The sequence below is a fragment of the Microbacterium sp. Se63.02b genome (assembly GCF_014171575.1).
Lineage (GTDB): Bacteria > Actinomycetota > Actinomycetes > Actinomycetales > Microbacteriaceae > Microbacterium.
In genome coordinates this window covers 3,963,787-3,983,657 of record NZ_CP050453.1, presented here as the reverse complement: position 1 = coordinate 3,983,657, position 19,871 = coordinate 3,963,787, and the positions used below count along the sequence as shown (strand labels likewise).

Below are 19,871 nucleotides of genomic sequence, written 5' to 3'. Positions count from 1 at the left end.
CGCCGACCGCGGTGGAGCGCGCTCGTCACTGATATGTGACTGTTGACGACACGGGCGACGCCTTCTATGATCGAACACATATCGCTGTTAAACGTTTAACACCCATCGCCACCGACAAGGAAGTCCATGGTCAAATCACGCACGACCAGATTTGCGGTCGCCAAACTCCTCGTTGTAGGGCTCGTTCTGACCTTGGTGTCAGTGCTCAGTCCCACAGCCGAAACCAGCACGGCGAGTGCCGCTCCCACGTGGGATGTGAAGAGCGACACGTGGGTCGCCACCGATGCGCTGGACCGAAAGGTCGCGACGTACGAAGACGTGAGCGATGCCCGGCCGGACAAGTTCGTCGGCATGTTCTACTTCCTCTACTACGCCTCTTCTCTCGTCCCTGGCACCTCGACGGTCGCCGACGTGAACAAGATCCTCACGTCGAATCTCAACAACCTGAACACCTCGAGCCAGCCGCCGTGGGGACCCGGGTCGCACAACTTCGCAGAACCGATGTGGGGCTACTACCACAACGAAGACGAGTACGTGCTCAAGAAGCATGCGCAGATGCTCTCTGACGCCGGCGTCGACACGCTCATCTTCGATCTGTCGAACTTCAACGTCGGCTCGCCGGAGAACACCGGCTACTACAAGAGCACGTTCCTCAAGCTGATGCAGGTGTTCACCGATGTCCGGGCGACCGGAGGGGACACCCCCGAAGTGATGTTCCTCGTGCCATGGGAAGGGCAGCGGAGCAAGGATGCCGTGTCGGCCCTCTATGCCGACCTGTACTCACAGAACCTCTACAGCGATCTCTGGTTCACGTGGCAGGGCAAGCCGCTCATCATGGCGGACCCCACGTCGATCACCGACCCGGCCATCCAGAGCTTCTTCACCTACCGCAAGGGCAACGCAGGCTACGGCGGGGCGTGGAACGCGAACGAGTGGGGTTGGATGTCGAACTACCCCCAGCCCACGTACTACACCGACACCAACGCGAACGAGATGATGGCGGTGAGCGTCGCTCAGAACTCCAGCTCGGTCTCCTCCGACCCTAACTACATCGAGATGAGCAGGATCGACGCCTCGGGGAATTTCATCGCGCGAGGGCGGAGCTTCCGCAACGGGCAGCAGCCGTTGAGCACGAATCCGATCGACCCGTCGTATCCGACGAATGAAGGGCGGAACTTCAAAGAACAGGCGGACCGCGCTCTGCAGCTGGATCCGGACTTCGTGTTCATCACGGGGTGGAACGAATGGACCGCCGGCCGTCTGGTCGGTCTACCCCAGAGCCCTACCGCGGGAGGATTCACCGACGTCTTCACGCCCGAGTTCAGCCGAGACATCGAGCCGATGAAGGGCGGCTACGCCGACAACTACTACTACCAACTCGTCGACTTCATCCGCGAATTCAAGGGCGTCCGAAAGCCCGAGACGATCAGCGCGCCGCAGACCATCGCCATCGATGGGGACTTCACGTCGTGGTCGACGGTGTCGCCCGAGTTCCGTGACGATACCGCCGACAAGGCGCAGCGGAGCATGCCGGCCGGGGGAAACCGACCCGCCTACTCCAACGCGACCGGACGCAACGAGATCAAGATGTCGAAGGTCGCGAAAGATAGCACCAACGTCTACTTCTACGTCGAGACCGTAGGGAACATCAGCAGCGCGACCGACCCCAACTGGATGCGCCTGTTCCTGAGAACCAACAGCACAGATCCGAACTGGGCCGGGTACAACTACGTGCTCAACCGCACCGGCGTGACCGCCACGACCACGACGTTGCAAAAGTCAACGGGCGGATGGAACTGGAACACCGTTGCGAGCAACATCCAGTACAAGATCTCGGGCAACAAGATGGAGATTGCCATCCCGCGAGCAGCGCTGGGCCTGACGAACACCAGCACGCCCGTGGACATCCAGTTCAAGTGGCACGACAACATGCAGACCCAGGGCGACGTATCGGAGTTCTACACGAACGGCGATGCGGCACCGAACTCACGGTTCAACTACCGCTACACCGACACGGTCCCGACCGCTGCACCCCGACCCCTGGCGCCGCCGGTGGCGCATGCTCCCTCCTGGTCCAAGGTGGATGACGGTGCCCCGGGCATCACCTATTCGTCCGGGTGGTCCGCGTCGACGAACTCGAGCGGGTCGTACAACAACACGGTGCACTACTCGAACACGGTCGGGAGCTATGTCGAGTACGCGTTCAAGGGCACGGGCATCAAATGGCTTGGTACGAAGAACCCCGACCACGGAAAGGTCGACGTCTACATCGACGGCGTTCTGGACACCCCCGCCGTCGACACTTTCGGTCACGGAGTGCAGCAGCAAGTTCTCTATGGAAAGACAGGGCTGACCAACGCGCAGCACACCATCAAGATCGTCGTCACCGGCGCGAAGCACAACTCGTCCATCGGGCTCTACCAAGACGTGGACAGTTTCGAGATCGGCAATCCCCCGCTGGTCTGGACGTCGGTTGACGACAACAGCCCCGCGATCACGTACAACCCGGCCTGGACCGCATCCACGAACGCCTCGGGGTACCTCAACAGCACCGTGCACTACACCTACAACCACAACGACTCGGCGGAGTTCACCTTCACGGGAAGCGGCATCCGGTGGAAGGGAGCCAAGAACCCCGACCACGGCAAGGCGGACGTGTACATCGATGGGGTCCTCGTGGCGCCGGGAGTGGACACCTACGGCGGAGGGGCCAATCAGCAGGTGCTCTATGAGAACACTGCGCTGTCGAATGCTCAGCACACGATCAAGATCGTGGTGACGAATACGAAGAACCCGGCCGCGATCGGGTTCGGGCAGGACGTCGATTCGTTCGAGTACGGGGTGCCGAAGGTCTCGTGGAAGAAGGTGGATGACGCATACTCCGGTCTGACATACGGCGGAGCCTGGATATCCAACCCCGTCGCATCCGGACACCTGAACGGCACGCTTCACTACACCTCGAATGCCAACGCGTATGCGGAGCTCGCCTTCACGGGCACGGCGGTCCGGTGGACGGGTAGCAAGAACGTCAACCACGGCAAGGCCGATGTCTACATCGACGGCGTTCTCGCTCAGGCCGGCATCGATACGTACGCGGCAACCGATACGAAGCAGCGGGTGCTCTTCGAGAAGACAGGTCTCAGCAACGGTCCCCACACTCTCAAGGTGATCGTCACGGCGGCAAAGAACGCGGCCTCGACGGGGTACATCCAAGACGTCGATTCGTTCGAGTACGGCCTCACCCAGTAGAGCCGGCGCTGCCACGGGTGGAACAGCGTAGGTGAGGGCGGAGTCGGAGACTCTGACCTTCCCTACGCTGTTGCCCTCCCTCGCGTCGGGCTTCGGGAACGCAGACCGCCCCCGCCCGAAGGTCCGATGGTGCTTCTGTTCTGAACAATGCCAGACGGACGCGGTCTGCCACCGTGCAGAAGGGCGCTTGTGACCAAGGGCGGCGAAATCCACGAGTCCGCGCTCTGTCGGTGTTCCACGGGTCGCTGGCGCCGCACCTCCCGGGCGTTCGTCAGTCCCGGCGCGCGTCAGGAGGCTCTCGTACGGCAACGACGCCGGGCAGCGCCCTGGTCGCCGCTCCCGTGACGGCGACGACGACCGCAAGTGCGCCGAGGCCGATCGGAAGTGTCGCCGCGACGGCGACGCCGCCCACGAGCAGCGGTCCCCCGGCGTCGCCGAGCTCCCGTCCGAGTTCGGCGGTGCCCATGGTGCGGCCCATGCGCTCCGGCGGCGTCGTGTCGGCCAGGTGCGCGAACGCGAAGGGCGTCGCGAGACCGATTCCGACCCCGAGCAGAGCCGCCGCCCCGTAGAGCATGGGCAGCGACGGCCAGAACGCCGCGAGGAGGATGCCGGCCGCGATGATCTCCACGCCGAGCGTCATCCCCGCCCTGTCGCTCAGGCGGCCGCTGTCGCGGAGTCTTCCGGCGAACGGTTGGGTGAGCGCCGAGGTGAGCGCCAGCGCGGAGGCGATCGCGATGCTCGCGAACAGCGGAGCGTCCTGGCTGCTCGCGAGTGCGGGGAGGAAGCCGATGGCAGCGCCCAGCGCGCCGGTGGATGCCGCAAGGACGAGCGTGGGAACGAGGAATCCCCGTTCGGTCGTCTGCCGTGCGAGGTCGGCGATCGTGTAGCGGGGGCGGGGCAGCGGCTCGACCCGGGGAGGGCGATGGCCACCCAGACGGCGGTGGCGATGGCGACCGCGCTCAGGCAGGCGAAGAGGAGCGCGAAGCCGCCGAGGAAGATCAGCCCGGCGCCGATGAGCGGGCCCAGGGTGTAGCCGAGACCCTTCCAGGAACCGTACCGGCCGAAGTACCTGCCCTTCGAGCCGGCGCCGGCCAGACGTGCGACCGTCGCCGAGGACGCGGGGAGAAGGCGGATGCCGCCGCACCCTGGCCGAGTCGAGCGATCGCCAGGGCGACCGTGCTCGACGACCACAGCCCGACGAGCGACACGAGTCCGAACGCGAGGAGCCCGACGACGATCACGGGCTTGGCGCCGATCCTGTCGGCGATGGAGCCGAACACGGGCTTGAGGAACACTTCGGCGAGGTCGTAGATCGCCAGCAGGGCGCCGAGCCGGAGCAGGTCGAGGCCGATGTCGTCGCTGCTCGCGCCGATGCCCGCCGCGATGCTGTGGGCGCCGAAAGCGGTGACGAACCCCGCGGCGTAGAGCGGGGCGATCGCGCCCGTTCGCGGCTCGGACGCCGGCCTGCTCATGCGTGCACGGCCTGATACACGAGTTCGGCGAACCGGCCGAGGTCCGCTCCGCACGCGGCCAGCTCGCGGTCGGCCTCCTTCGACGCCGGGGACTCGAACACGTCTCGGCTGCGCAGGGTGCGATGCCAGCGCTGCAGACGGTCGAGACTCTGCTCCTCCTCCTCGAGCTCCGCGAGCGTGAACTTCTTCTTCTCGATCTCGCGGGCGATCTCCGCGCGGTACTTCGCGCAGTCGGCGACGAACTCCGACCAGTCGTCGGCGCGCGCGGCGTCGAACAGCTCGCGAAGCGCCGCGGTGTCACCCCCGTCGGTCTGGGTGCGCAGCACCAGGATGTCGCCGTCTCCACGCTGCGCGAGCGCCCTGGCACGTTCCACCCCGGCGGCGCACGCGGGGACATCCGGTGCGACCCAGGTGCCCTGACCTGCGGGGACGGCGCCGAACTGGCGCAGCTCCCGCCAGACGGCCACGCGATGCCGCGACGGCGTCGCAGGCACCTGGACCAGGAGGACGAGCCACCCCTCAGAATCTGTCACACCAAGAACTGTAACAGGTGTTACAGCGGCGTCGGGGAGCGCACGAGCGGCCGATGTCCGCGAGGGTCGGTACGGTCGACGAGAGATGCTCGGACGACACCGGGAGGGGTGAGCCATGTCGGCAGGCACGCGAACAGACCGCCGCGTGCGCGATGGATACACCGCTCGCGCGGACGAGTACACCGCGCTCTTCGGCGACGTCGGTCAGCTCGACGCGAGAGACCGGGAGCGCATCGCGGGATGGGCGGACGGGATCGACGGACCCATCCTCGATGCGGGATGCGGTCCCGGACAGTGGACCGCATACCTCGCCGATCGCGGGCGGGAGGCGGAGGGCATCGACCTGGTGCCCGCGTTCGTCGCGACCGCGTCGGCACGATTCCCGCATGTCTCCTACCGCGTGGCGTCGCTGCTCGACCCCGGTGTCCGACCCGGCTCCGTCGGGGTGTCCTCGCCTGGTACTCGCTGATCCACGCGAGTCCGGACGAGTTGCCGAGCCTCCTCACCGCCGCGCGGTGCGCGATCCGTGAGGGCGGAGGGCTGCTGGTCGGCTTCTTCGACGGAGCGGACGGCGAGGCGTTTCCCCACGCAGTGACGACGGCGCACCACTGGTCGCGGGCGGGAATGTCGGCACTGCTCGAACGGGCAGGATTCGCCGTCGTCGACAGTGACGCCAGGGTGGACGAGGGCCTTCGACCGCACGCGTCGATCAGTGCGGTCGCGGTCTGAGCAGCCGCGATCGTCGGCGCTTCCGAGGAATTCGAACCCGCACGGACAACGGTTCTGCGGCTATGCTCGTGTTTGCTATAGCAAATCACCTTCAAGGGGACACATGACCACGGTCGCTCGCATCGACACCGCCACGGCACAGCTCCCACTGCCGGCGCCCCTCCAGCTCGGCGCCATGACCGTCACGCGACGGGAGTACAGCGCGGTCCAGGTGACAGACGACGATGGCGTCACGGGTGTCTCGTACTGCCTCTCGCGCGAGGCGCCGATGGCCGAGATCGTCGAGCGTCTCGTCGCGGCGCACGCACGGGGAGCCGACGCCGACGACCCCACGTCGACCTGGAACCGGATGCTGCGGGGCAGTGCGATCGTCGGCCGCGTCGGGCTGGTCCGCCGAGCGATCGGACTCGTCGACATCGCGCTGTGGGACGTCGCTGCTCGTCGTGCCGGCATGCCGCTGTGGCGGCTCCTCGGCACCGGAGACGCCCCCGCGACTCGATCCTCGTCGCGGCGTACCCCTCTCCCGACCGCACTCCCCGCCAGGTCGCCGACGAGGTGCTCGCCCAGGCGGACGGATGGGCGAACGTGAAGATCTCGCGCGTCGCCGACCCCGGATACATGCGCGACCTGCTCGCGCTCCTGAACAGCGAGCTGCCCGCGCAGACGGGACTCATCGTCGATGTCGGCTTCGGCTGGCCCGACGCCGACACCGCGCTCGCGGAGATCGCGCAGTGGGGCGACCCGCGTCTCACCTGGCTCGAGGATCCGCTGCTCCCCGAGGACGCCGCCGGCTGCGCCCGCATCCGCCGCGAGTCCGGTCTCGCCGTCTCGGTCGGAGACGAGGTGACCGATCCCGCCGTGCTCCACGCCCTCGTCGAGGAAGGCGGTGTCGATGCCCTCCGCCTCGACGTCGTGGCCATCGGCGGCATCACCCCCGCGCTCGAGATGATCGCCTGGGCGTCGGCACGCCAGGTGCCCGTCTCGGGCCACGTATCCCGAGGTCACGCGCGCACCTGGGCATCGGCGTCGAGACGTTCGCACGCGGACGCAACCCCTACGACCCCGCGCCGTCCTTCATCGTCGGCGGCCCCTCGTTCGAGGGTCAGGTGCGCCCGACCGATGCCCCGGGACTCGGCTTCACGCTCGACCCGTCCGTCTTCGCCTTCGAAAGGGGCCTCTCATGATCGAATCCGCACGCAGCGTCGTGGTGACGGGCAGCGGCAAGGGCATCGGTCGGGCGATCGCCGAGCGCCTGACGGCCGACGGATGGATCGTCGTTGGGCTCGAACGTTCGCCAGGGTCCGGGACGCTCGAGGAGGGCATCGTCGCCGAAGTCGTGCTCGGTGACGCGTCGGAGCGCAGCGCCCACCAGAGGGCGGCGGAGGCGGCCCTCGCCAGGGCACCGCTGGCAGGGTGGGTCAACAACGCCGGCATCACGAAGCACACGCCGCTGCATGAACTGGATGAAGACGTCGTACGCGAGATCATCGGCATCAACGGCTTCGGCTACATCTGGGGGTGCTCGACGGCCGTCTCGGCGTTCATCGACCAGGGTCTCCCCGGGGCGATCGTCAACGTCGGCTCGATCCACGGCCGCGCCAGCCACCCGCACCACGGCGCGTACGAGTTCACCAAGGGCGGCATCGACGCCCTGACCCGCAGCGTGGCGGTGAGCTACGGCCGGCTCGGCATCCGCGCCAACACAGTGGCACCGGGAGGGGTGCGCACCCCGCACCTCGAGGCGAAGATCGCCGCATCGCCCGATCCCGAAGCCGAGGAACGCGGCCTCGCCGAGGGCCCGCCCATGGGGCGCATCGCCCGTGCCGAAGAGGTGGCCGCGGTGACCGCCTTCCTGCTCTCGGACCAGGCCCCGTACCTCAGCGGCGAGTCCATCGCCGTGGACGGTGCCTGGACAGCCTCCTTCGGCGACGTGGAGGTCGACCCGGCCTTGGCGGCGCGGTTCCGCGGCGAGTGACACGGCGGACCGACCGAGGAGCGGGCTGCACAGCCGCCACGCCCCTCGCTCGGCACCCGTCACGCGCGGCGGGTTCAGCGGCAGCCACTCCTCGAGGGTCGTCTCGAAGATGCGCGCGCCCTCGATCGGGATGAGGGTGCGCTCCGCGATCTGCGCGCCGTAGTACGGTGCACTGTCGTCGCGGACGACCGTGCGGGGGTCGTGGCGGAACGAGAGAGCGCGGCGGGCGAACTCATCCATGCCGAACGCCTCGGGTCCCGCGATCTCGAAGTCCCCTGAGGGGGTGCCGGCGGCCGTGCGCGCCACGGCCGTCGCCACATCCTCTGCGGCGATCGGCTGGATGAGGGCGCCGGGCAGGCTGACGGTGTCACCCTCGGTCGAGATGTCGGCGATGCTCCCCACGAACTCGAAGAACTGCGTCGCGTGCACGAGGGAGTACGGGATGCCGGAGTCGCGGATGAGCTGTTCCTGGGCGACTTTCGCCGCGAAGTAGGGGATGCTCTGCGGCCGGTTCGTGCCGACGATCGTGAGGGCGACATGGTGGGTCACCCCGGCCACGGCTTCGGCCGCCAGCAGGTTGCGGGTCGACGTGGTGAAGAACTCGAGCACGTCGTCCGCCGCGAACGAGGGGGAGTTGGAGACGTCCACGACGGTGTCCGCGCCGACCAGGGCATCGGCGAGCCCTTCGCCGGTCAGAGAGTTCACTCCCGTGTTGGGCGACGCGGCGACGGCGTCGTGGCCGTGCTCCCTGAGCTTCGCGACGACCTTCGAGCCGATGAGGCCGGTACCTCCGATGACGACGATCTTTGCCATGTCCACGCCTTTCGTTTGAGCGGCACCCTGTGGTGCCTGCAGGTATGACCGGGGTCGAGCCCCGGGTGTGACAGGTCAGGCGTTCACCGTGACTCGCACGCGCCAGTCGTGATAGCGCGTCGGGGCGATCGTGGCGGTCGCCTCCGGCAGCAGATCGCGGCGGCCGAGCCTGGCGCCGAAGTATGTCCCCAGGGGTCGGGCACCACTTCTCGTTCGTCCTGGCGTGAGCGGAGGTCCATCGCGGCCACCGCGGCGAGGCTGAACACCTCCGGGCCGCCGAATTCGATCATCCCGTGGAGCGGGTCGGCGAGGGCTGTGCGCACGACGGCGTCCGCCACGTCGTCGGCCGCCATCGGCTGCACGAGCACGTCCGCGATGTGGGCGACCCGACCTCGCATCGCGTGATCGGTGATGCTGCGGACGAACTCGAAGAACTGGGTCGCGTGCACGAGGGAGTACGGGCGGCCGGACGCCGAGATCAGCCGCTCCTGCTCGTGCTTGGCGATGAAGTATCCGCCCTCCGCACGGGCGAGCCGGTCGGTGCCGACCACGGAGAGGGCGACGTGATGCCCGACTCCGGCGGCTTCGCCGTAGCTGAGCAGGTTCAGCGTCGAGGTGGTGAAGAAGTCGCGCGCGCCCTCCTCGTCGGTGTACGAGGAGTTGGAGACGTCGACGAGGACGTCTGTTCCGGTCAGAGCCTGCTCGAGGCCTTCGCCGGTGTATACGAGTTGACGCCCGTCGCACGCGCCGCGGCGACGACCTCATGTCCCGCGTCGCCCAGCCGCCGCACCACGCGTGCCCCGATGAGGCCCGTGCCTCCGATGACCGTGATTCTCATGTCTTCCTCCGATGTCCGATTCCCCGCGGAATCCCACGGATACCCAAGAGACCGGGTGGGCGACCCGCTTGTGACGGGAGCGCGTGTCACAGAACCGGCGGCTGGGCGGTCAGTGCTGTCGACGGCGCTCTGCACGCAGGCAGGGGCCAGAATGGGCGGACGGGATGCGACGAATCCGAAGGGGATACCCGGTGGTGAGCGCCGGCTCCGCGCCGATGCCCGCGGAGGAGAGGGAGGTCCGGCCCGTGGACTCGACGGAAGACCACCGCAGCCCGCAGCGCGGCGACCTCGACGACGCGGTGGAGGTGTTCGCGCAGCAGCGACGACGCCTGTTCGGCATCGCCTACCGCATGCTCGGCACGGTCGCCGATGCGGAAGACATCGTGCAGGACACCTGGATCCGGTGGCAGAACACCGACCGTGGGCGGGTGGCCGAGCCGGCGGCGTTCCTGGCGACGATCGCGACGCGACTCTCGATCAACGTGCTGCAGTCCGCGCACTCGCGCCGCGAGACCTACATCGGACCGTGGCTTCCCGAGCCGGTGAACACGGATGACGACCCTGCGCTCGGCGCCGAGCGCGCGGAGGCCCTGCAGTTCGCGATCCTGCTGACCCTCGAGAAGCTGACGCCCACCGAGCGTGCCGCCTACATCCTGCGCGAGGCCTTCGACTATCCCTATCCCCGGATCGCGGAGGTCATCTCGACGAGTGTGGTGAGCGCCAGACAGCTCGTGAGCCGCGCGCGCGGACACCTGGCGTCCGCGCGGCAGTCGACGGTCGCCGCATCGGACCAGCGGCGCCTGTTGGAGGCTTTCCTCACCGCGGCGCAGAAGGGAGACGCGCAGGCGCTGGAGAAGCTCTTCGCCGAAGACGTCGTCAGCTACACGGACGGCAACGGCGTGAAGCTCGCGGCACGCATCCCGGTGATCGGGCGGGGAAGGGTGGCGAAGTTCGTCGCAGCGTTCGCGCACCACTTCTGGATCGGCAAGTCGATCGGTTGGGTGCACGTCAACGGGCAGCCGGCGGCGACACTCATCGAGAACGGCGTCGTCACCACGATCGTCACCGTGACGACGTCGGCCGACGGCATCCTGCAGCTCCTCTGGGTGATGAGCCCTCAGAAGCTCGGCCACGTCACCGCGGTCGACGTATGACCGCGGAGCGCCGTCGGGGGCGGACGCCGGATCGTCGTGACGTCGCAGACCCGGTCACGATGGAACAGCTCGCCCAGCGGATGGCGGCGGCGGACACGGAAGGGATCCGTGCGCTGCTCCGTCCTGACGCGGTCGTCATCGTCGACAGCGGTCGGGTCGTCGATGCGGTGACGCGTCCCGTCGAAGGGGATCGCGCCGCGGCGTCCGCTCTGGCGGAGGTGGCCTCGGCGGAGGTGGCGTCGGCAGACTGCTCGGCCAGGGCGGTGTCGATCAACGGCGCTCCGGGATTCGTCCTCTCCCGCAGTGGCGTGGTGTTCGCCGCAGTGACCGCCGAGACGCGCGGCGCACGGCTGACGCGGGCGTGGGTGGTCAGCAATCCCGAGAAACTCCGGCACTGGAACCGCGGCTGACCGTCACCGTCGTCGGCGACCGGCCGGGCCTCCCGCCGCGGCCAGCGCGGTCAGGGCCGGACGCGGACGGTGCGGCCTTCGAAAGAGACGAGGTCGCCGTCGCGGAGCTGGCGTCCGCGACGGCGATCGACCTCGCCGTTGACCGTCACATAGCCGTCGATGATGACCTCTTTGGCGTCTCCGCCCGAGTCGAGGAGACCGGCGAACTTGAGGAACTGCCCGAGCCGGATCACCTCCCCGCCGATGGAGATGTCGTCGATCCGATCGGGGGAGGTCATCTCTGAATGCTAACGCGACTCAGTCGTCGATGTCGGTTCCGACGACCGCGAACTCGGCGTCGAAATCGATGTCGATGGAGCGGTTGTCCGAGGTGAGGACCGAGGCGTCGTAGGGGCTCACGTCATCGGCGTCGACATCGAGGTCGGTGATCATCCCGTCCGCTTCGGCGAGAGCAGCCGCGACGAGAGCACGGATCGTCTCGTCGTCGAGGGTGAGCACGGGCCCGGTGTCGTCGCCGTCGCCCTTGTCGGTGGAGATGACGGATGCGGAGAGGTCCTCCTCGACCCTGACCTCGGCCTCGTCGCCCGAGGCGTTCGTGAGCTCCACCTCCCACGTGCCGTCGCGCTTCGCATCGATCGAGGTCACCTCCCCGTCGGCGGCGCCACGTGCGGCATCGGCAATCTCGATCAGGTCGTCGGCGGACGCGGTGCCGATCCCGGTGACGGGTCCGCGGCCGTCCGAGGAGCCGGGGTCGCCGGGGCGGTCGTCATCCCGACGGTCGCCGCCGGGGCGGTCGTCGTGTCGGTCGTCATCGTGGCGGGGTCCGTCGGACATCGACGGACGGTCGTCGTCGCCGCCGAACTCGTCTCCGATCGCCGCGCCGACGGCGACGCCGCCCCCGCGAGGATCACGGCTGCGGCGATGCCACCGCCGATGAGCAGGGCACGCGTGCGCCCGGGCTTCGCTGTGGCCGGGCCGTCTGCGGGGGCCGCGGCGTCCGTGGCGTCGGGCGCGGCCGTGGGGATGCCGGGTGCTGCCCTGACCCTGTCGCGGGCGACGCGGCCTCCGGAGCCGAGGTCACGGGGACGGTCTGCGCATCCGGGGTGCTCTCGGGAGCGGGCTCGGGCGTCTGGTCGGGAGTGGGTGTCTTGTCGTCCATGTCACGATGGTCTCCCGCGGGCGCTGAAGCCTCCCTGAAACGTCCTGAAGACCTCTTCAGGATCCGAGGATCCGCCCCTTCAGGCGGTGAGGGGCAGGGTGAGGACGAACCGGGCGCCGCCCCATCGGGAGTCGTCGACAGTGAGGTGCCCGCCGGCGGAGGTCGCGATGCCCTGTGCGATCGCGAGGCCGAGACCGCTGCCTCCGGCGTCGCGGCTGCGTGCCTCGTCGAGGCGCACGAAGCGTTCGAAGATGCGGTCGCGCTCCGCGGAGGGGACACCGGCGCCGTCGTCCTCGACCGTGAGGAACACGTGGTCACCCGCGGGGGTCACGCCGATCGCGACGCGACCCCGGCTGTGCCGCACGGCGTTGTCGGCCAGGTTGCGCACCAGCTGGCCGAGCAGGCGCGGGTCGCCGTGCACCCTCGCGGCATGGATCCCCGAGCCGTCCACGTCGAGTCCGGCAGCCCGCATCCGGCGCACCTCGCCCAGCGCGATGTCGTCGAGGTCCACCGCCTCGGCGTTCGTGCCGGCGCCCTCGTCGAGGCGGGCGAGCAGCAGCAGCGACTCGACGATCCCCTGCAGGCGGAGGCCTTCTTCCGAGACGACCTCCGCGAGCTCGGCGATGCTCGTGACCTCGGGGTGCGCGTGGGCGAGCTCTGCATGCTGACGGATGGTCGCGAGCGGAGACCGCAGCTCGTGCGAGGCATCCGACACGAAACGGCGCTGCGCGGTGGCCGCCGCATCGAGTCGGTCGAGCATGCCGTTCATGGTGGTGGCGAGCGCGGCGATCTCGTCCGCCGTGTCGGGCACCGGGACGCGCTGATGCAGGCGGTCCGCCGTGATGCCGTCGACCTCCTCGCGGATGCGCTCGACCGGGCGGAGGGCACGGCCGACCACCAGCCAGGTGGTCACGGCCACGAGCAGCAGCAGGACGGGCACGGCGACGGCCAGCAGGGTGGCGACCGTGGCGAGGGTCTCCGCATCGTCGTCCATCGACACGGCGAGCACGAGGGTCCGGTCTCCCTCGATGTCTTCCGAGACGACGAGCACGCGGTCGCCGTCGACGGTCATCGTCTGCGGATCGTCGTCGAGGGGAGGGGCGTCGAGCCGAGGGCGTCCCGCGCGTCCTCGCTCGCCGCGCGCACGGCGCCGTCGGGCCCGATGATCTGGATGATCTCGTCGTCGAGCGCGTCGATGCCCTTTCCGCCGGGGCCTCCCGCACGCTCCGCGAGCTCTTCGAGCCGCTGTTCGGCGGCGCGTTCGGTGCTGCTGTGCATGCTCGCGCTGAGCACGCCGTAGAACGAGAGGGCGCCGACGAGCAGTGCCACCGCGACGACGGCCGTCGCCCCGAGGGTGGTCCGGGCACGTACCGAGCGCCAGCCCCGGCTAGCCACCGTCGGCCGCCAGTCGGTAGCCCGCCCCGCGGATGGTCTCGATCGCCTCGCGCCCGAACGGCTTGTCGAGCTTGCGGCGGAGATGGCCGACGTAGACCTCGACGATGTTCGGGTCGCCGTCGAAGTCGTCGTCCCAGACGCCCTCGATCAGGGCCCGCTTCGACAGCACCTGACCGCGGTGGCGCATGAGGTGCTCGAGCACCGAGAACTCCCGCGCCGTCAACGACACCGGAGTGTCGCCGCGCCACACGCGGTGCGCGGCCGGATCGAGTCGCAGATCGCCGGCCTCGAGGATCGCCGGGCGTGCGACCGCCCCGCGTCGGACGAGTGCTCGCAGCCGTGCGACGAGGATGGCGAACGAGAACGGCTTGGTGACGTAGTCGTCTGCCCCGGTCTCGAGCGCCTCGACCTGGTCCCACTCGCCGTCCTTCGCGGTGAGCATCAGCACGGGCGTCCAGTTCTCCTCCGCGCGCAGCGCCTCGCACACCTTCCACCCGCTCATGCCCGGCATCATCAGGTCGAGCACGATGGCGTCGTACCGTGTCTCCCGCGCTCGCCACAGCCCGTCGACGCCGTTGTGGGCGACATCGACGGCGAAGCCCTCGGCCTCGAGCCCACGGCGCACCCCTCGGCGAGGCGCACCTCGTCGTCCACCACCAGGATCCGCATACCTCCAGTGTGGCCGGTGAACGCTGAACCGAGGCTGAAGCGCTGGTCACGGGTCAGGTGCCGAGATGCGCCTGGATCTCGCGGATCACCGCCCCGAGCGTGCCCGACGCCAGAAGCCCGGGACCGAGGGGGCCCGCGGCATCCTCCCCCACGAGCGGCAGGCGCCTCAGCGCGGCTGCGGCGTCCGGCGGGAGCGCTTCGAGCTGCCACGCCCCCTCGTTCCTGCGGGCGCTCGCGTCCTGGGGGGGTGCGCGAGTTCGACCGCCACAGCGGCGTAGGCGGCCGCACCGAGGGCGTGAGCTCCCATGTGCGCGACGCCGGCGGCCTGGGCTGCGGAGCGCGCGGCGGCGGCACCTGCGCGGGAGGTCGCGCTGCGCGCCGCGCGGCCAGCGACGAAACGTCGGCGGATCTCGCCGGCGGCGGAGAGCTCACCTCGTGCGAACGCCCGAGCCCTGGCGATGGCGTCGCGGGCACGACCGTCGTCCGGCGCCTCGCTCTCGAACAGGGGCAGGACCCGTTCGGCGCAGTCGGCGGCCCACGCGGCGACGGTCCGCCGGTCGATCTCGCTCATGCCCTGCGCCGTGGTCATGCGCGGTCCTCGCGGCGCTGGGTGCGCGCCCGTGCGGCAGCGTGGGCGTCACGGAGCAGGAGAGCACGACAGCGCCCGTCCGTTCCGCCGGGTCGATCACGCACACCCATCCCGACGTGCCGTACAGCGGATGCCGGCGGAACGCGTCGACCGCGGTCGGCTCCGGTTCGGTCGGGCAGAGGGCGTCGGCCTGCGCGCGTCCGACGTGGATGTTGACCCGGAACCGTCCGGGGGTGTCGAGCGCGGACGACGTGTCGTCGGGGTAGTCCTTCGTGATGATGGTCCCGTACGGCTGGGTGCGCTCGGGCATCTGTCCGTCGGGGGCGTGGTAGAAGTAGGCGTCGCCCCAGGACAGCGCGGGGAACGCGTCGCCTTCCTGTGGGCTGACGACGAGGGCGCCGTCGAAGCCACGGACCGTTTCGATGATCTCCTGCATTTCCATGCCTCAAGAGTGAGGGTGAAGTGCTTATGTGGACTTGCACGCGGCGAGAGTGGGGATGACGATGCGAAACCCTCAAGTGGAGTTCACCACGGCGACTCTCGGTGCCGTCGCGGGCTACTCGACGCAGCAGGTGCGTGACCTGGAACGGCTCGGCGTCCTCCCGCCCGCCGAGCGTGCTTCGAACGGCTATCGCCGCTATGAGCATCGACACGAGTCGGCGTTGCGGGCGTACCGCGCGATGGCGACGGCGATCGGCCCCGTGCCGGCGCGGCGCCTGATGCCGGAGCTGGTCGTGGCGCCGGTCGACAGGGCGGCGGAGCGGATCGACGTGCTGCACGCCGAGATCGCGGCCGAGCGCTCTCGCGTCACGGAGGCTCTGCGCGGACTCGATGTCGCCGTGGACGAAGCCGACGACGCGTTCGATGAGGGCGATGCGATGACGATCGGCGAGCTCGCTCAGGCGCTCGGCGTGCGGCCGTCGGCCCTGCGGCATTGGGAGCGTGAGGGGTGGTGCATCCGCTTCGCAGCGCGTCGTCCGTGCGGTCGTATGGCTCTGCGGCGATCACCGAGGCGCGGATCGTCGCGGCGCTTCGGGCCGGGGGCTACACGATCCCTGCGATCTCCCGCATCCTCGTCGAGGTGCGCGCGCACGCCCAGACCGGCGAGGTGCAACGCATCCTCGCGGAGCGGCTCGCGGCCCTGACTCGGCGCAGCGTCGCACTCCTCGCGGCGGCCGGACACCTGCACGCACTGCTCGTCACCGCCGACCCCGACGGTCAGCTCCTGCGTGCGAGGTGACGGTCGCGGTGCTCTCGCTGCGTTCACCTCGGCATATCGATATGCGCACTCTCCCCGCCCTTGTCCCCACGCTTCGGCCGCTGCTACATATGTAACGGATCGATAACGAGCCCGTGGCGGATCGCGACGCGAATGATGAGGCAAGCCGGAGGATGATGTGAATTCCGTCGCAGGAGTCGCGGGTTCCGCGACCGTGTTCGAGATCTCCAGCGAGGTGCTCTTCGTCATCCTGCTCGGCGTCGTCGCGTTCGTCCTCTGGCGGATCGACAGGACCGACCCTCCCCGGAAAGATGGGGAGAAGGTCGGCTCGGGTCACGGCCGAGGGAAGTCGTAGCGCGCCTCGAGTTCGGCGGCGAGAGGATTCGCGTCGAGCGGATCGGTGACGATCGCGGATACCGCGTCGAGCGGCAGGACCGGGTACCGCGGGGCGACACCGATCTTCTCCTCGCTGGCGAGCACCACCGTCTCGGTGCAGCGCGACGCGATCGCCCGCTTCGCCACGGCGTCGTCGATCTCGCCGGTGGTCAGGCCGTGCTCCGGGTCGACGCCGGTCACGCCGAGGAAGAACACATCCGCCGCGAGGTGCTGGAGCGCCTCCATGGCGAGCGCACCCCCGCGACCATCGAATGGCGGGAGAGCTCTCCACCGATCATGATCACCCTGGCGTCGGAGTGCTCCGCGACCGCGAGCGCCACGGCAGGACTGGCCGTGATGACGGTGAGGCCCTGGCCGGACGGCAGGGATCGCGCCATCGCGAGAGTCGTCGTCCCGGCGTCGAGCACGATGGTGGCACCGGGGCGGATGTGCTCGACCGCTCGGCGGGCGACGCGCTCCTTGCTCTCGGTGGCGACATCCCGACGTTCGCTCACGGGTCGTTCGACGGCGGGGGCCGGCAGAGCGCCTCCGTAGACCCGCAGGAGCTTCCCCTCCTCCGCGAGGTCGCGGAGGTCGCGGCGGATCGCATCCTCCGAGACGCCCAGCTCGTCGGCGACGGTCTTCGCCACCACGCGGCCGTCTCGGGCGAGCAGGGCGAGCAGGTGATCTTTGCGCTGAGCGGCAAGCATATGTTTCCTCACGAAGTTGCACGTTTATGCATGATTCAGATTACAGTGTCCCTCATGACAAAACCACTCCTGATCCTGATCGCCGGCCCCTACCGCTCCGGAACCGACGGCGATCCCGACCTCATCGCGCAGAACCTGGCCCGCCTCGAAGAGGCATCCGGTCCGATCTTCCGCCGGGGCCACGTGCCGATGATCGGCGAATGGGTCGCGCTGCCGGTGCTGCGGACCCTCGATGCCACCGAAGCCGGAGACGGCGACGTGATGTACGAGACGGCGCGCCGACTGCTGCAGCACTGCGACGCCGTCCTGCGCCTCCCCGGAGAATCCTCGGGTGCGGACAAGGACGTCGAGATCGCGCAGGAACTCGGGCTGCCGGTCTACTGGTCCCCGGAGGAGATCCCCACCGCTGCGACTCCGTAGGCTGGAGGCATGACCAAGAACATCTGGACCATCCTCGGCGTCATCCTCGCCGTCGTGATCGCGTGGTGGATCGTGAGCGCGCTGTTCTCGGTGCTCGCCTTCATCTTCAAGCTCGCGATCGTCGCGGTGGTGGCCGTGGTGGTCTTCCTCATCCTCCGCGGGATCTTCAGCCGCAGCGACGACTGAAAGCGGCCGCTCACCGCGGGTACGTGACGCCGCTCATCTGCTCCGAGAGATCCCAGCTGCGCGCGGCATCGACCGCACTTCGGAGCGGGCGGTACAGACTCTGCTCGGCCGGAGCCCCGCCCATGCGGCCCGGACCGCGCGGTCCGTACATGCGGCCGGGAAGCGCCGAGGGAGAGGCCGCCGCATAGGGCGGGCAGCGCGGCGCTCGGCCGTGCCGACGATCAGCCCGCGCTGCGAGGCCCACCGGATCACCCTCACCTCGACCGTGTCGTCCGCGCGTCCGAGCTCCGGGCGGGCGGCGAGCAGGCTCGTGGGGGCGACCCCGGGGTGGGACAGGTTCGACGTGAGGCCCCACTCGAGCTCCCGGCTGCGTCGATCGAGTTCGAGCCCGAACAGGCCGAACGCGATCTTCGACTGCCGGTAGGCCCGCATCCCGTCATAGGACTGCTCCCGTTCGGGTCCTGCCAGTCGATCGATCCGCGGGCGGCGGCCACGCTCACCTGGGACGTCACGCGCGCCTGCCCTGCGCGGAGCAGGGGCAGGAGGTGTGCGACCAGGGCGAAGTGCCCGAGATGGTTCGTGCCGTACTGCACCTCGAAACCGTCGACCGTCGTCTGCCGGGCCGGAGGGTTCATCACACCCGCGTTGTTGATGAGCAGATGCACCGGGCTGCCGTCCCGCCGCATCGCCTCGCCGAACGCCGCCACGGAGTCGAGTGACGAGAGGTCGAGTGACGACGTCTGCACCTGCGCATCCGGCGCGGCCGCCCTGATGGTCGCGGCGGCGGCATCCCCTTTCGCGGATTGCGCACCGGCAGCACGATCTCGGCACCGGCGCGGGCGAGACGGGTGGCGATGTGCAGGCCGATGCCGTCGCTCCCGCCCGTCACCACCGCCCGGCGGCCGGCGAGTGAGGGGATGCGGATGTCGGGGATGCGCGGATTCATGAGGTGCTCCTTCGGGTCTCTCCCAGCGTGCGTGCTGTGCGTCGCCGCAACCAGGACTCCTCATGCAGTGGATACACGCAGCGGCCGGATGCGAGGATCGGGACGTCGGGAGGAGGGCCGGACGTGGCCATCGACAGGACGGCGCTCGCAGGGTTCCTGCGGTTGCGACGAGACGATCTGCAACCGGAGGACGTGGGGTTGGCGCGGGCACGCGACGCCGCACGGAAGGACTCCGTCGCGAAGAGGTGGCCGCGCTCAGCCACATGTCGGCCGACTACTACGCGCGACTCGAACGAGCAGACGGGCCGCTGCCCTCGGAGCAGATGCTCGCCGCGATCGCCCAGGGACTGCATCTCACGATCGACGAGCGCGACCATCTGTTCCGCCTCGCCGGACACCAGCCGCCCGCACGGGGAGGGGGCAGCGACCACATCGGACCGGGAATGCTGCGGATCCTCGACCGGCTGCAGGACACTCCGGCCGAGATCGTGAGCGAGCTCGGAGAGACCCTGCGCCAGACGCCCCTGGGTGTGGCGCTCACGGGTGACACGGCCCACCTCACCGGCATGGAGCGGAGCCTCGGCTATCGCTGGTTCCGCGACCCGTCGACCAGGGACCTGTACGACCCGGGCGAGCACGAGTTCCTGTCACGGCTGTGGGTGTCGGGTCTGCGCGAGGTCATCGCGCGGCGGGGTCCGTCGTCGCGGGCTGCCCGGATGGCCGATTCGCTGCAGGAGCACAGCGCCGAGTTCCGCGAGATCTGGGACCGTCACGAGGTCGGGTTGCGCCCCGTGACGCGAAGCGCTTCGTGCATCCGAGCGTCGGGCCGCTCGAGCTGGCGTGTCAGAGTCTCATCGACCCCGAGCAGTCGCACTTCTTGCTCGTGTACACCGCGGCGCCGGGGTCACCCAGTCACGAGAAGCTCGCGCTGCTCTCCGCACTGGCCCCTCGCGCCCTCGTGTGACCTCGCGGGGCCTTCCGATCGCGCAGACTGCGGGGAACGACGCCCGAGGCGACCGGGTGCGCGATC

At 69.2% G+C, this 19,871-nt stretch carries 23 protein-coding genes and 5 pseudogenes; 13 read left to right on the top strand and 15 right to left on the bottom strand.

Features of this window, described 5'->3' with window-relative positions; translation table 11 throughout:
* Positions 1-255: 255 nt before the first annotated feature.
* Positions 256-3,249, top strand: a complete 2,994-nt coding sequence (locus G4G29_RS19925; RefSeq protein WP_210274213.1) for a hypothetical protein — start codon at positions 256-258, stop codon at positions 3,247-3,249.
* 271 nt (positions 3,250-3,520) lie between these two features.
* Here G4G29_RS19925 and G4G29_RS19920 read toward each other — a convergent pair.
* Positions 3,521-4,721 (bottom strand): annotated as a pseudogene (locus G4G29_RS19920) (MFS transporter).
* Positions 4,718-5,254 carry a Chromate resistance protein ChrB gene (locus G4G29_RS19915; protein ID WP_183151315.1) on the bottom strand — a complete coding sequence of 179 codons (537 nt, stop codon included), beginning with the start codon at positions 5,252-5,254 and terminating at the stop codon, positions 4,718-4,720. The pseudogene G4G29_RS19920 and the gene G4G29_RS19915 overlap by 4 nt, the downstream one beginning before the upstream one ends.
* Before the next feature lie 115 nt (positions 5,255-5,369).
* Between G4G29_RS19915 and G4G29_RS23145 the strand changes: the two genes are divergently transcribed.
* The 5 genes from G4G29_RS23145 to G4G29_RS19900 all read left to right on the top strand — a co-directional run bounded on the left by G4G29_RS23145 (position 5,370) and on the right by G4G29_RS19900 (position 7,958).
* A complete protein-coding gene (locus G4G29_RS23145) occupies positions 5,370-5,723 on the top strand; it encodes a class I SAM-dependent methyltransferase (RefSeq protein WP_244632240.1) in 354 nt (117 codons plus the stop codon).
* 20 nt (positions 5,724-5,743) lie between these two features.
* Positions 5,744-5,983, top strand: coding sequence for a hypothetical protein (locus G4G29_RS23140; protein ID WP_244632239.1), 240 nt, complete (start codon positions 5,744-5,746; stop codon positions 5,981-5,983).
* Positions 5,984-6,086: 103 nt separating this feature from the next.
* A complete protein-coding gene (locus G4G29_RS23135) occupies positions 6,087-6,572 on the top strand; it encodes a hypothetical protein (protein ID WP_244632238.1) in 486 nt (161 codons plus the stop codon).
* On the top strand, positions 6,569-7,330 hold the full coding sequence (locus tag G4G29_RS23130) for an enolase C-terminal domain-like protein (protein WP_244632237.1): 762 nt from the start codon (positions 6,569-6,571) through the stop codon (positions 7,328-7,330). The genes G4G29_RS23135 and G4G29_RS23130 overlap by 4 nt, the downstream gene beginning before the upstream one ends.
* Entirely contained in the window at positions 7,212-7,958 is a 747-nt protein-coding gene (locus G4G29_RS19900) for an SDR family oxidoreductase (RefSeq protein WP_244632629.1), read from the top strand. The genes G4G29_RS23130 and G4G29_RS19900 overlap by 119 nt, the downstream gene beginning before the upstream one ends.
* A 354-nt stretch (positions 7,959-8,312) precedes the next feature.
* Here G4G29_RS19900 and G4G29_RS24365 read toward each other — a convergent pair.
* The 3 genes and pseudogenes from G4G29_RS24365 to G4G29_RS23120 form a co-directional block, all read right to left on the bottom strand.
* Positions 8,313-8,771 (bottom strand): annotated as a pseudogene (locus G4G29_RS24365) (NmrA family NAD(P)-binding protein); the annotation flags it as partial.
* Between the two features lie 83 nt (positions 8,772-8,854).
* Entirely contained in the window at positions 8,855-9,322 is a 468-nt protein-coding gene (locus G4G29_RS23125) for a hypothetical protein (protein ID WP_244632236.1), read from the bottom strand.
* Positions 9,323-9,462: 140 nt separating this feature from the next.
* On the bottom strand, positions 9,463-9,609 hold the full coding sequence (locus tag G4G29_RS23120; protein WP_244632235.1) for an NAD-dependent epimerase/dehydratase family protein: 147 nt from the start codon (positions 9,607-9,609) through the stop codon (positions 9,463-9,465).
* Between the two features lie 245 nt (positions 9,610-9,854).
* On the opposite strand from G4G29_RS23120, the gene G4G29_RS19885 reads away from it, so the two are divergent.
* Entirely contained in the window at positions 9,855-10,763 is a 909-nt protein-coding gene (locus G4G29_RS19885) for an RNA polymerase sigma-70 factor (protein ID WP_244632234.1), read from the top strand.
* A 59-nt stretch (positions 10,764-10,822) separates the two neighbouring features.
* The gene (locus tag G4G29_RS19880; protein WP_210274212.1) at positions 10,823-11,173 is read left to right on the top strand and encodes a hypothetical protein; all 351 of its coding nucleotides are present in this window, start codon (positions 10,823-10,825) and stop codon (positions 11,171-11,173) included.
* Between the two features lie 50 nt (positions 11,174-11,223).
* Here the strand turns inward: G4G29_RS19880 and G4G29_RS19875 are convergent, their stop codons facing one another.
* The 7 genes and pseudogenes from G4G29_RS19875 to G4G29_RS19850 form a co-directional block, all read right to left on the bottom strand.
* A complete protein-coding gene (locus G4G29_RS19875) occupies positions 11,224-11,451 on the bottom strand; it encodes an RNA-binding S4 domain-containing protein (RefSeq protein ID WP_183151312.1) in 228 nt (75 codons plus the stop codon).
* A gap of 19 nt (positions 11,452-11,470) precedes the next feature.
* Positions 11,471-12,007 carry a hypothetical protein gene (locus G4G29_RS19870; RefSeq protein ID WP_244632233.1) on the bottom strand — a complete coding sequence of 179 codons (537 nt, stop codon included), beginning with the start codon at positions 12,005-12,007 and terminating at the stop codon, positions 11,471-11,473.
* A gap of 404 nt (positions 12,008-12,411) precedes the next feature.
* The gene (locus tag G4G29_RS19865) at positions 12,412-13,404 is read right to left on the bottom strand and encodes a HAMP domain-containing sensor histidine kinase (protein WP_244632232.1); all 993 of its coding nucleotides are present in this window, start codon (positions 13,402-13,404) and stop codon (positions 12,412-12,414) included.
* Entirely contained in the window at positions 13,401-13,727 is a 327-nt protein-coding gene (locus G4G29_RS23115; RefSeq protein ID WP_244632231.1) for a hypothetical protein, read from the bottom strand. The genes G4G29_RS19865 and G4G29_RS23115 overlap by 4 nt, the downstream gene beginning before the upstream one ends.
* Positions 13,720-14,396: pseudogene (locus tag G4G29_RS19860) on the bottom strand (response regulator transcription factor). Before G4G29_RS19860 ends, G4G29_RS23115 begins: the two are co-directional and overlap by 8 nt.
* 166 nt (positions 14,397-14,562) lie before the next feature.
* A complete protein-coding gene (locus tag G4G29_RS19855) occupies positions 14,563-14,907 on the bottom strand; it encodes a putative immunity protein (protein ID WP_345941192.1) in 345 nt (114 codons plus the stop codon).
* Positions 14,825-15,421 (bottom strand): DUF6194 family protein, encoded by a 597-nt coding sequence (locus tag G4G29_RS19850; protein ID WP_244632230.1) that lies wholly within the window; start codon positions 15,419-15,421, stop codon positions 14,825-14,827. The genes G4G29_RS19855 and G4G29_RS19850 overlap by 83 nt, the downstream gene beginning before the upstream one ends.
* A gap of 67 nt (positions 15,422-15,488) precedes the next feature.
* Here G4G29_RS19850 and G4G29_RS19845 point away from each other — a divergent pair, with 67 nt between their 5' ends.
* Together G4G29_RS19845 and G4G29_RS19840 are read left to right on the top strand one after the other, a co-directional pair.
* Complete coding sequence (locus tag G4G29_RS19845; RefSeq protein WP_244632229.1) at positions 15,489-16,130, top strand: MerR family DNA-binding transcriptional regulator; 642 nt, start codon at positions 15,489-15,491, stop codon at positions 16,128-16,130.
* A 252-nt stretch (positions 16,131-16,382) separates the two neighbouring features.
* Complete coding sequence (locus tag G4G29_RS19840; protein ID WP_183151310.1) at positions 16,383-16,559, top strand: hypothetical protein; 177 nt, start codon at positions 16,383-16,385, stop codon at positions 16,557-16,559.
* Here G4G29_RS19840 and G4G29_RS23725 read toward each other — a convergent pair.
* Complete coding sequence (locus G4G29_RS23725) at positions 16,538-16,825, bottom strand: hypothetical protein (RefSeq protein WP_258566958.1); 288 nt, start codon at positions 16,823-16,825, stop codon at positions 16,538-16,540. The two genes, G4G29_RS19840 and G4G29_RS23725, sit on opposite strands and share 22 nt — an antisense overlap.
* Positions 16,777-17,289: a DeoR/GlpR family DNA-binding transcription regulator gene (locus G4G29_RS19835; protein WP_258566957.1), complete on the bottom strand. Its 513-nt coding sequence runs from the start codon at positions 17,287-17,289 to the stop codon at positions 16,777-16,779. Before G4G29_RS19835 ends, G4G29_RS23725 begins: the two co-directional genes overlap by 49 nt.
* Before the next feature lie 54 nt (positions 17,290-17,343).
* On the opposite strand from G4G29_RS19835, the gene G4G29_RS19830 reads away from it, so the two are divergent.
* Positions 17,344-17,709: a DUF4406 domain-containing protein gene (locus G4G29_RS19830; RefSeq protein ID WP_183151309.1), complete on the top strand. Its 366-nt coding sequence runs from the start codon at positions 17,344-17,346 to the stop codon at positions 17,707-17,709.
* Between the two features lie 9 nt (positions 17,710-17,718).
* Entirely contained in the window at positions 17,719-17,895 is a 177-nt protein-coding gene (locus G4G29_RS19825; protein ID WP_029264313.1) for a hypothetical protein, read from the top strand.
* Positions 17,896-17,905: 10 nt separating this feature from the next.
* Here G4G29_RS19825 and G4G29_RS19820 read toward each other — a convergent pair.
* Positions 17,906-18,841, bottom strand: a pseudogene (locus G4G29_RS19820) (SDR family oxidoreductase).
* 123 nt (positions 18,842-18,964) lie between these two features.
* Between G4G29_RS19820 and G4G29_RS19815 the strand changes: the two are divergent.
* Positions 18,965-19,805 (top strand): annotated as a pseudogene (locus tag G4G29_RS19815) (helix-turn-helix transcriptional regulator).
* Positions 19,806-19,871: the final 66 nt, after the last annotated feature.